This window comes from Bradyrhizobium sp., assembly GCF_049798375.1.
In the GTDB taxonomy this organism is placed as follows: Bacteria; Pseudomonadota; Alphaproteobacteria; order Rhizobiales; family Xanthobacteraceae; genus Bradyrhizobium.
Window position 1 is genome coordinate 1 of sequence record NZ_JBARGP010000229.1, and the last position, 10,304, is coordinate 10,304.

The following is a 10,304-nucleotide window of genomic DNA, read 5'->3' on the forward strand; positions in this document are numbered from 1 at the left end:
TCTTGGCGTCCGGCTTCTCCTTCAGAATGTATTTCGCATAGATCCGCGATTCCGCCTGGTAGCTCGGCTGCCAGCCCATGGTCCACGGGAACGCCTTCGGATCGTTCCACTTGGTCGCGCCGGTCGCAACGAATAGCTGCGGGATCTTCTTGCCGTTGAGATATTTCTGGATCGCTGTGTTGGAGGGGGTGCCGAGCGGATTGAATACCACCAGCACCTCGTCGCTCTCGACCAGCTTCCGCACCTGCTCCACCGCTTTCGGTGGCGAATAGGCGTCGTCATAGCTGATGAAGGTGATCTTGCGGCCGTTGATGCCGCCCTCGGCGTTGATCTTCTTGAAATACGCCTCTTCGGTCTTGCCGATCACGCCATAGGCGGAGGCCGGGCCACTATAGGGAATGATGTTGCCGATCTTGATCTCGGTATCGGATGCGCCGGTGTCGTACTTCTTCTGTGCGAAGGCTGCACCGGATGTGAAGGCAATCGCCGCCGCTGTGAGCGCGGCGACACGAAGGTGGTAGCTCAGTTGCAAGATTTTCTCCTTAGCTCTTCTTGAGTTTGCCGATGAGTCGCTGGCCGACGATCGCGATCTGCCGGGCGCCGTGCGGCACCAGGAAGATGACCAGGAACAGGAGCACGCCGAACACCGCGCCGGATAGGCCCTTGGAGATGTTTTCGGCCATGTTCGGAACGAAGATGATGAAAGCGGCGCCGACGAACGATCCCGGCAACCAGCCGACGCCGCCGACCACCATGCCCAGGAACAGCGAGATCGCGAGCTGGATGGTGTAGCTGTCGGGCGCAACGAACTGCACCGCGATGGCGCCCAAGCCGCCGGCGACACCGGTGATACCGGCGCTGACGCCGAAGGCCAGCGTCTTGTACAGCGAGACGTCGATTCCCATCGCGCTGGCTGCGATCTCGTTGTCGCGGATCGCCATGAAGGCGCGGCCGGAGCGGGACCGCAGCAGGTTGATCGAGAAGATGTAGATCGCGACCGTGACTGCCAGCGTGAAGTAGTACAGCCAGGCGTCCTGGCCGATCGGCAGGCCGAATGGCGCGTCGGGCTTGGTGACGACGAGGCCCTGCACGCCGCCGGTCCATGGCTCGAAGAAGCCGAGCTTGAGCAGCTGCGGCATCGCGGTGGCCAGTGCAAAGGTCGCCAGCGCCAGATACACCCCGGAGAGCCGCAGCGCCGGCAGGCCGAACAGGAAGCCGGCCCCGAAGCAGATGATTCCGGCAACCGGCAAGGTCAGCACGTAGTTGACGTTGTACTGCTCCATCAGGATCGCCGACGTATAGGCGCCGATGGCGTAGAACGCGCTCTGGCCGAGCGAGAACTGGCCCGAGCCTCCGGTCAGGATGTTGAGGGCCAGCACGGCGAGCCCGTAGATCAGCAGCATCGTCAGCTGGAAGATGACGAAGTTCTTGGTGAAAGCCGGCACGAGCACGAGCACGGCCAGAATGGCGATGGTGGTGCCCGCACTGAGCGTCATCGCCCGCTTCGGAACGGCTTCGACCGCGGGCGCGTGAGTGGCAAGATCCTCGGCTGCGCTCATGATCAGACTCGCTTCACGATGTGCCGGCCGAACAGGCCCGCGGGTTTGATGACCAGGACGGTGATGATCAAGGCGAGCGCGATCGGCAGCTTCAGCTCATTGCCGACTCCGGGGATGTAGGTTCCGACCAGATTCTCGAAGATGCCGACCAGGAAGCCACCGACGACGGCGCCGAACGGACTGGTCAGGCCGCCGAGCACCGCGGCGGCAAAGCCGTAGATCAGCACGCCTAGCATCATGTTCGGCTCAAGGAACACGACCGGCGCGATCATCATGCCGGCCACGGAGCCGATCGCGGCGGCCATGCCCCAGCCGAGCGCGATCATCCAGGAGGTATTGATGCCGACCAGCCGTGCCGATTCCGGCAATGAGGCGGCCGCGCGCATCGCGAGACCTACCCTCGTATACCGGAAGAAGAAAAACAGGCCGAGCAGCATCAGCAGCGTGATGCCGATCATGCCGGCCTGGTGGGTCGAGATCAGCTGGCTGCCGAGGAAGGGCGAGGAGCCGAACGGCGTCGGATACTGCTTGATGGTGAAGTCCCAGATCAGGCCGGCGCAGGAATTAATGATGGCATAGAGGGCGATGAAGCCGGCGACCTGGGTCAGGATCGGTGCCTTCGCCAAGGGCTTGAACAGCACCCGCTCGATGGCGATGCCGGCGAAGAAGGAAAAGACGAGCGTGATCAGGAAGGCGCCCCAATAGGGCACGCCCCATTGCATCAGCTGCCAGGACACGAAGGTCGAGAACATCGCCATCTCGCCCTGCGCGAAGTTGAGATGGTCAATCGCCTGGTAGATCATCACGATGGCGAGCGCCATGCAGGCGTAGATCGCGCCTGTCGCGATGCCGGCCAGGATCTGGTTGATGAAAAGCTCCATGGCCGTGCTCCTAGTAACCCAGATAGGATTTGCGGACGTTTTCGTCGTTCGAGATCGTCTCGGCGTCGCCGGACATCACGATGCGGCCGGTCTCGATCACATAGGCCTGGTCGGCGAGCTCGAGCGCAAGCTGCGCATTCTGCTCGACGACGAGAATGGAGACCTTCTCCTCGCGGTTGATCTGGCCGAGGATCTTGAACAGGTCGCGCACGATCAGTGGCGCCAGTCCGAACGATGGTTCGTCCAGCAGCATCAGCCGCGGCTTCAGCATCAGCGCGCGGGCCACCGCGAGCATCTGCTGCTCGCCGCCGGAGAGCGTGCCGGCCTGCTGCAGATAGCGCTGCTTCAGCACCGGGAAGTAGCCGTACATGCGCTCGATGTCGGAGACGATGCCGGCTTTGTCGGTGCGGGTAATGGCGCCGAGCTGCAGGTTCTCCTCGACCGTCATGTTGGTGAAGGTGCCGCGCCCCTGCGGCACATGGGCGATGCCGAGCCGCACGATGTTTTCGGTCGAACGGTTGACGAGCGGCTGGCCGTCGAACTCGATCGTGCCGCTGGAACGCACCATGTTGCAGATTGCGCGCAAGGTAGTGGTCTTGCCGGCGCCGTTGGCGCCGAGCAGCGTGGTCAGGCTGCCTTCGTTGAGCGAGAAGGTGAGCCCATGCAGCGCCTGGACCTGGCCGTAATAGGCACGCAGGTCCTTCACATTGAGGAGCGTCGTCATTGATCCTTGCTCCCGAGATAGGCCTTGATCACGGCCGGGTCGGCTTGCACTTGCGCCGGCGTGCCTTCCGCGAGCTTCTTGCCGAAATTCAGCGCGACGACATGATCGGCGATCGACATCACTAGACCCATGTGGTGCTCGACCAGCAACACCGTCATCTTGCGTTCGTCGCGGATGCGGCGGATCAAATCCCCGAGCACATGGACTTCCTCGTGATTGAGGCCGCCGGCCGGCTCGTCGAGCAGCAGGATCTTGGGATCGGCCGCGAGCGCGCGCGCCAGTTCGACGCGTTTCTGGGTGCCGAACGGAAGTCCTGAGACGGTCTTGTGCGCGACGTCTTCGAGATCGAGATAAGCGAGGATCTCGTAGACCTTCTTGTTCACGGCGGCTTCGCCGCGGCGAACCCAGGCGAGCTTGATCGAATCCGAGATGATGTCGCTCGAGGTCCGGGCATGGGTGCCGACGCGAACATTGTCGAGCACGGAGAGATTCGGAAACAGTGCGACATTCTGGAAGGTGCGGCCGATGCCGATCTCTGCGATCCGATGCGGCGGCCGCTTCAGGATGCTCGTGCCTTCCATCAGGATGTCGCCGGAGCTCGGCTGGTAAAGCCGGGACAGACAATTGAACAGCGTCGTCTTGCCGGCGCCGTTCGGTCCGATCAGGCCGAGGATCTGGCCGTAATGCATGTTGAACGACACACCGTTCAACGCGACGATGCCGCCGAACACGACGCTGACGTCGCGCACGGCCAGCAAGGGATCAGTCCCTTGCGCGAGTTGGACCTGCGTCATCTCGTCTCGCCCGCCTCGATCACGAGGACGGAGCGACGCGGTATCAACCGGTCACAATGAAAGCAGCTACGACCTGATCCCCTCGGCAACACGAGCAAGTTTCCCTCCTGGCTTCAGCTTTTTGCTGGTTTCTTTGTTTGTTGATGGCGTTGCGCCATTCATTGAAGGCGCCACGCCGCCAAGCGCCGCCTCGATGTTTCTTACCATCGCGACAAGACGAGGTCCAATGTCGGTGCGCAATCGCTCTTCCGTGAAGCGGAATGCCGGCGCACCGCAATTGAATGCATAGGGACCGGTTCCGTCGTTCAGCTTCAGCGCGACGCCGACAGCGTGCACGTCGTCCTGCCATTCGCCGGCGGAAATCGTAAAACCGTATTTGGCGACGGTCTCGCCGGAGCGCTCGATACCTTCGCGAATCCTGGGCCAGCGGCTGCCATAGTGTTCGCGCAAGTCGCGCAGCAGAACGGCCCGCTCGTCATCGGGAAGCGCCCAGACATAGGCGCGGCCCATCGCTGTAGTTGCAATCGGGATGTGAGATCCCACGTCAAGTTGAACATTGACGACGCCCTGCCGACTCTGCCCGAAATAGATCATCGTGAGTCGGTCGCGCGCGCCGAACGCGACGGCGCCGCCGGTGTCCCTGGTTAATTGTTCGCGAAAGGGTTCCGAGAGTTGGCGCACGCCGATATTGGCCAATGCCGAATAGCCGAGCGACATGGCCGCCGGTGCGAGCTGATATTTCTCGAAGCGCGGCACCGGCATCAGATAGCCGAGCTTGGTCAGCGTGTAGGTGAGGCGGGAGACCGTCGCTTTCGGTAGCCCGGTGCGCGCGGCGATCTCCTGATTGCCGAGCAGGCCGTCATTCGGCCTGAACGCGCGCAGCACGTCGAGCCCGCGAGACAGCGCAACGACGAAGCTGCGATCGGTCGCGGCTTTCTTCCCTGGACGTTTCATTTCCTCGACTGTCGGCTGTCGCGCCTCGTTGACAACGCTCGTGCTTCAAAATAACCCTTGATGTCAAGATGTGGAATTAGGTTTCGCACTGCGGAATTTGATGAGTCGCAGCTTGTATACGCAAGCGCAGCTACTCGACGCAAAACAAGACGCGGTTAATTAACAAAAGAGCACGGACAGTCCCAAGGAGCGCAGCGTGAGCGAAGTGGTCAAGCTTGATCGTCAAGACATCATCGGTATCGTCACCGTTGACAGCCCGCCCGTCAATGCGCTGAGTGCCGCAGTCCGCGGCGGCATCCTGGAGTGCGTCAAGCAGGCCGTTGCCGATCCGCAGATCAAGGCGATCGTGCTGACCTGTGCCGGCCGCACCTTCATCGCCGGCGCCGACATCACCGAGTTCGGCAAGCCGCCGAAGCCGCCGGCGCTCAACGACGTGCTGAGCGAGATCGAGAACAGCCCGAAGCCGGTGATCGCGGCCATTCATGGCACCGCGCTCGGCGGCGGTCTCGAAGTGGCGTTGGCCTGTCACTATCGCGTCGCAACCAAGGAAGCGAAGCTCGGCCTGCCCGAAGTGAAGCTCGGCCTGCTACCGGGCGCCGGCGGTACCCAGCGGCTGCCGCGCGCCGTGGGGCCGGAGCTTGCGGTCAAGATGATCGTCGGCGGGGATCCGATCAGCGCCGCCGAGGCGCAGCGCAATGGCCTGGTCGCAGAGATCGTCGAGGGCCCGGCTTCGGGCGGCGTCGAGTTCGCGCGCAAGGTGGTCGCCGAAGGGCGTCCGCTGCACAGGCTGCGCGACGACGACTCCAAGCTCTCGGCCGCCAAGGCCGACCGCTCGATCTTCACCAACGCGGTCGCCGCCATCACCAAGAAATCGCGCGGGCTAGAGGCGCCGTTCGCGGCCGCCGACGCGGTCGGTTACGCGATCGACCTGCCGTTCGACGAAGGCCTACGCAAGGAGCGGGAAGGCTTCCTCAAGCTGGTCGCCAGCGATCAGTCCAAGGCGCAGCGCTACGCCTTCTTCGCCGAGCGCGAAGCGGCCAAGATCGCGGGCGTGCCCGAAGGCACCAAGTCGCGCCCCGTGGCGCGCGTCGCTATCATCGGCGCCGGCACCATGGGTGGCGGTATCGCGATGTCGTTTGCCAATGCCGGCGTGCCGGTGACCCTGATCGAGACCGCCGAGGAACAGCTCAAGCGCGGCATGGGGATCATGCAGAAGAACTGGGAAGCGACCGCGGCGCGCGGCGGCATCCCGGCGGACGCGCCGGCCAAGCGCATGGCGCTGATCAACGGCGTGGTCGGGCTCGAGAATGTCGGCGATGCCGATCTCGTCATCGAGGCCGTGTTCGAGACCATGGCGGTCAAGAAGGAAGTGTTCGGCAAGCTCGACCAATACGCCAAGCCCGGCGCGGTGCTGGCCTCCAACACCTCCTATCTGAACATCGACGAGATCGCGGCGATGACCAAGCGTCCGCAGGACGTGCTCGGCATGCACTTCTTCTCGCCGGCGAACGTGATGAAGCTGTGCGAGATCGTGCGCGCGGCGAAGACTGCGCCGGACGCGCTGGTCACGGCGGTGTCGATTGCGCGAAAAATCGCCAAGGTGCCGGCCGTGGTCGGCGTCTGCGACGGCTTTGTCGGCAACCGGATGCTGGCACAGCGCGGCAAGCAGGCCGAGAAGCTGCTGTTCGAAGGCGCACTGCCGCAGCAGGTCGACGCCGTGGTGACCAAGTTCGGCATGCCGATGGGCCCGTTCGCGATGGGCGATCTCGCCGGCCTCGATATCGGCTGGCGCTCGCGCAAGGACCGCGGCATCAAGAGCGAGATCGCGGACGCGCTGTGCGAGGCGGGCCGCTTCGGCCAGAAGACCGGCAAGGGCTACTACAAGTATGAGCAGGGCTCGCGCGCGCCGCTGCCAGATCCCGAGGTCGAGACGCTGATCGACCAGACTTTGACGCGGCTCGGACGCAGGCGCCGCGCCGTGAGCGACGAGGAGATCCTCGAGCGCATGATGTATCCGATGATCAACGAGGGCGCGAATATCCTGGCCGAAGGCATCGCCGCGCGTCCGTCCGACATCGACGTGGTCTGGCTCTATGGCTACGGCTGGCCGATCTATCGCGGCGGCCCGATGTACTGGGCCGACACGGTAGGCCTGAAGCACATCGCCGATCGCCTGGCGTTCTACGCCAAGGAGACCAACGATCCGTCGCTGGAGCCGGCGCCGCTGCTCAAGCAGCTCGCCGAGGAAGGCAAGACCTTCGCCTCGCTCGCCGCCGCCTCGAAGGCGGCTTGATGGGATCCAACTCTCTCCGCGCAGATGCGGTCTGCTCCTCTCCCCCTTGTGGGAGGGGTTGGGGGTGGGGGGATCACCGGCTCCGTGCTTGTGGCTCACCCCCTCCCTGACCCTCCCCGACAAGGGGAGAGGGAACGGAGAGAGCCTGCCAGCCTTGGAAGAAACTAACAAGCAGCCATGACCCACCCCGGCGAACAGTTCTATCCAGACGGCGTCCGATGGGACGATCCGATCGCGCGCGGCACCTTGCCCGACTTGCTGTCGCAGGCGGCGCGTGACTATGGCGACCGGCCGGCGATCGAATTCCGCGACCGTCCGCTGTCCTTTAATCAGCTCGAAGCCCTGGCCGAACAGGCCGCGAGCGCGTTCCTGCGCGCGGGCACCAGCACGGGCTCATCGGTCGCGCTGTTTCTCGGCAACACGCCCGACCATCCGATCAATTTCTTCGGCACGCTCAAGGCCGGCGCCCGCGTCGTGCATCTGTCGCCGCTCGATGGCGAGATCGCGCTGTCGCACAAGCTCAGGGATTCCGGCGCGCGGGTGCTGGTGACCTCGAACCTCGCGGGCCTGCTGCCGACCGCACTGAAATTCCTGGAAAAGGGGTTGCTCGACCGCCTGATCGTCTGCGAGGACGACAACTGGGGCAAGGCCGGCACGCCGCAGGCGCCGCTGCCTGACAACGCGGCCGTCATGACCCATCGCCAATTCGTCGAGGGCGCGACGCCACCGGCGCAATGGCCCGAGGTGTCGGCCGACGACGTCGCGCTGCTGCAATATACCGGCGGCACCACCGGCCTGCCGAAAGGCGCGATGCTGAGCCACAGCAATCTCACCTCCGCCGTCTCGATCTACGAGGTCTGGGGCCGGCCGTCGCGGGCCGAGCGCAGCACGGCCGAGCGCGTGATCTGCGTGCTGCCGCTGTTCCACATCTATGCGCTGACCGTGGTGCTTCTGTCGTCGCTCAGGCTCGGCAGCCTGATCTCGCTGCATCTGCGTTTCGACGTCGAGGCCGTGATACGCGACATCGAGGTCAAGCGCGCGACCTATTTCCCGGGCGTGCCGACGATGTGGATCGCGATCGCCAATCTGGCCGATCTGGACAAGCGCGATCTGTCGTCGCTGACATCGGCGGGCTCCGGTGGTGCGCCGCTGCCGGTCGAGGTCGCGCGTGTCTTCGAGCAACGGGTCGGCATGAAGCTGAAGAGCGGCTGGGGCATGACCGAGACCTGCTCGCCCGGCACCGGCCATCCGAAGGACGGCCCGGACAAGCCGGGTTCGATCGGGCTGATGCTGCCGGGCATCGAGATGGACGTGGTGTCGCTGGAAGATCCGACCAGGGTGCTGCCGACGGGCGAGGTCGGCGAGATCAGGATCAAGGGGCCGAATGTCACCAAGGGTTATTGGAACCGGCCTGAGGAGACCAAGGAGGCCTTTATTGGCAATCGTTTCCTCACCGGCGACATCGGCTATGTCGACGCTGACGGTTATTTCTTCCTGGTCGACCGCAAGAAGGACATGATCATCTCCGGCGGCTTCAACGTCTACCCGCAGATGATCGAGCAGGCGATCTACACCCACCCGGCGGTGCAGGAGGTGATCGTGATCGGTATTCCCGATGACTACCGCGGAGAGGCGGCGAAGGCCTTCATCAAGCTGCGCGATGGTGTTGCGCCGTTCACGATCGATGAGCTGCGCGCCTTCCTGACCGGCAAGCTCGGTAAGCACGAGCTGCCGGCCGCGGTGGACTTCGTCGACGAATTGCCGCGGACGCCGGTCGGCAAGCTGTCCCGCCACGAGCTGCGCACCAAGCAACCCGTCATAACTCCAATTCCAAGCTCAACAACAACAGCAACAGGAGGTCGCTCATGACCGACGCCGTCATCGTTTCCACCGCCCGCACGCCGATCGGCAAGGCCTATCGCGGCGCGCTCAACGTCACCGAGGGTGCTACCTTGCTCGGCCACGCCATCGGCGAAGCCGTGAAGCGCGCCAATATCGACCCGAAGGAGGTCGAGGATGTGGTGATGGGCGCCGCCCTGCAGCAGGGCTCGACCGGCGGCAACATTGCGCGCAAGGCGCTGCTGCGTGCCGGCCTTCCCGTCACGGTCGGCGGCACCACCATCGATCGGCAATGCGCCTCGGGCCTGCAAGCGATCGCGCTTGCCGCGCGCTCGGTGATCTTCGACGGCGTCGAGATCGCGGTCGGCGGCGGCGGCGAGTCGATCTCGCTGGTGCAGAACGACAAGATGAACAGCTTCCACGCCCAGGATCCAGCGCTGCTCGAGATCAAGGGCGACGTCTACATGCCCATGATCGACACCGCCGAGGTCGTGGCCAAGCGCTACGGCATCTCGCGCGAGCGGCAGGACGAATATTCGCTGGAAAGCCAGCGCCGCGTCGCGGCCGCCCAGCAGGGCGGCAAGTTCAAGGACGAACTGGCGCCGATCACGACCAAGATGGCGGTGACCGACAAGGCGACCGGCAACGTTTCGTTCAAGGACATCACGCTGTCGCAGGACGAAGGTCCGCGGCCGGAGACCACGGCCGAAGGCCTTGCCAGCCTGAAGGCTGTGCGCGGCGACGGTTTCTCGGTCACGGCCGGCAATGCCAGCCAGCTCTCGGACGGCGCGTCGGCGTCCGTCATCATGAGCGACAAGGAGGCCGCGAAGCGCGGCCTCAAGCCGCTCGGTATCTTCCGCGGCTTCGTCGCTGCCGGCTGCGAGCCGGATGAAATGGGCATCGGGCCGGTGTTCGCCGTGCCGCGTCTCTTGAAGCGTCACGGACTCACGGTCGACGACATCGGTCTCTGGGAGTTGAACGAGGCCTTCGCGGTGCAGGTGATCTACTGCCGCGACAAGCTCGGCATCGATCCGGAGAAGATCAACGTCAACGGCGGCGCGATCGCGGTGGGCCACCCCTACGGCATGTCGGGCGCACGCCTGACCGGTCACGCGCTGATCGAGGGCCGTCGCCGCAAGGCGAAGTACGCGGTCGTCACCATGTGCGTCGGTGGCGGCATGGGCGCAGCCGGCCTGTTCGAGGTGCTGCAGTAATTCAATGTCGTCCCGGGCAAGCGAAGCGCTGACCCGGGACCCATAC

9 protein-coding genes are annotated in these 10,304 nt (G+C 64.3%); 3 read left to right on the plus strand and 6 right to left on the minus strand.

What is annotated here, in order from left to right:
- The 6 genes from WA702_RS09730 to WA702_RS09755 all read right to left on the minus strand — a co-directional run.
- Window positions 1-532: ABC transporter substrate-binding protein (locus WA702_RS09730; protein ID WP_425110309.1), on the minus strand; the 532-nt coding region annotated here is incomplete at its 3' end.
- A gap of 10 nt (window positions 533-542) precedes the next feature.
- Window positions 543-1,559: a branched-chain amino acid ABC transporter permease gene (locus WA702_RS09735; RefSeq protein ID WP_425110310.1), complete on the minus strand. Its 1,017-nt coding sequence runs from the start codon at window positions 1,557-1,559 to the stop codon at window positions 543-545.
- Window positions 1,560-1,561: 2 nt separating this feature from the next.
- Window positions 1,562-2,440, minus strand: a complete 879-nt coding sequence (locus tag WA702_RS09740) for a branched-chain amino acid ABC transporter permease (RefSeq protein ID WP_425110311.1) — start codon at window positions 2,438-2,440, stop codon at window positions 1,562-1,564.
- A gap of 10 nt (window positions 2,441-2,450) precedes the next feature.
- Window positions 2,451-3,164, minus strand: coding sequence for an ABC transporter ATP-binding protein (locus WA702_RS09745; protein ID WP_425110312.1), 714 nt, complete (start codon window positions 3,162-3,164; stop codon window positions 2,451-2,453).
- Window positions 3,161-3,958, minus strand: coding sequence for an ABC transporter ATP-binding protein (locus WA702_RS09750; protein ID WP_425110313.1), 798 nt, complete (start codon window positions 3,956-3,958; stop codon window positions 3,161-3,163). The genes WA702_RS09745 and WA702_RS09750 overlap by 4 nt, the downstream gene beginning before the upstream one ends.
- A 66-nt stretch (window positions 3,959-4,024) precedes the next feature.
- Complete coding sequence (locus WA702_RS09755) at window positions 4,025-4,912, minus strand: IclR family transcriptional regulator (protein WP_425110314.1); 888 nt, start codon at window positions 4,910-4,912, stop codon at window positions 4,025-4,027.
- Window positions 4,913-5,108: 196 nt separating this feature from the next.
- Here WA702_RS09755 and WA702_RS09760 point away from each other — a divergent pair, with 196 nt between their 5' ends.
- The 3 genes from WA702_RS09760 to WA702_RS09770 all read left to right on the plus strand — a co-directional run bounded on the left by WA702_RS09760 (window position 5,109) and on the right by WA702_RS09770 (window position 10,258).
- A complete protein-coding gene (locus tag WA702_RS09760) occupies window positions 5,109-7,205 on the plus strand; it encodes a 3-hydroxyacyl-CoA dehydrogenase NAD-binding domain-containing protein (protein ID WP_425110315.1) in 2,097 nt (698 codons plus the stop codon).
- A 177-nt stretch (window positions 7,206-7,382) separates the two neighbouring features.
- Window positions 7,383-9,074: a dicarboxylate--CoA ligase PimA gene (gene pimA, locus WA702_RS09765; protein ID WP_425110316.1), complete on the plus strand. Its 1,692-nt coding sequence runs from the start codon at window positions 7,383-7,385 to the stop codon at window positions 9,072-9,074.
- A complete protein-coding gene (locus WA702_RS09770; protein ID WP_425110317.1) occupies window positions 9,071-10,258 on the plus strand; it encodes an acetyl-CoA C-acyltransferase in 1,188 nt (395 codons plus the stop codon). Before pimA ends, WA702_RS09770 begins: the two co-directional genes overlap by 4 nt.
- Window positions 10,259-10,304: the final 46 nt, after the last annotated feature.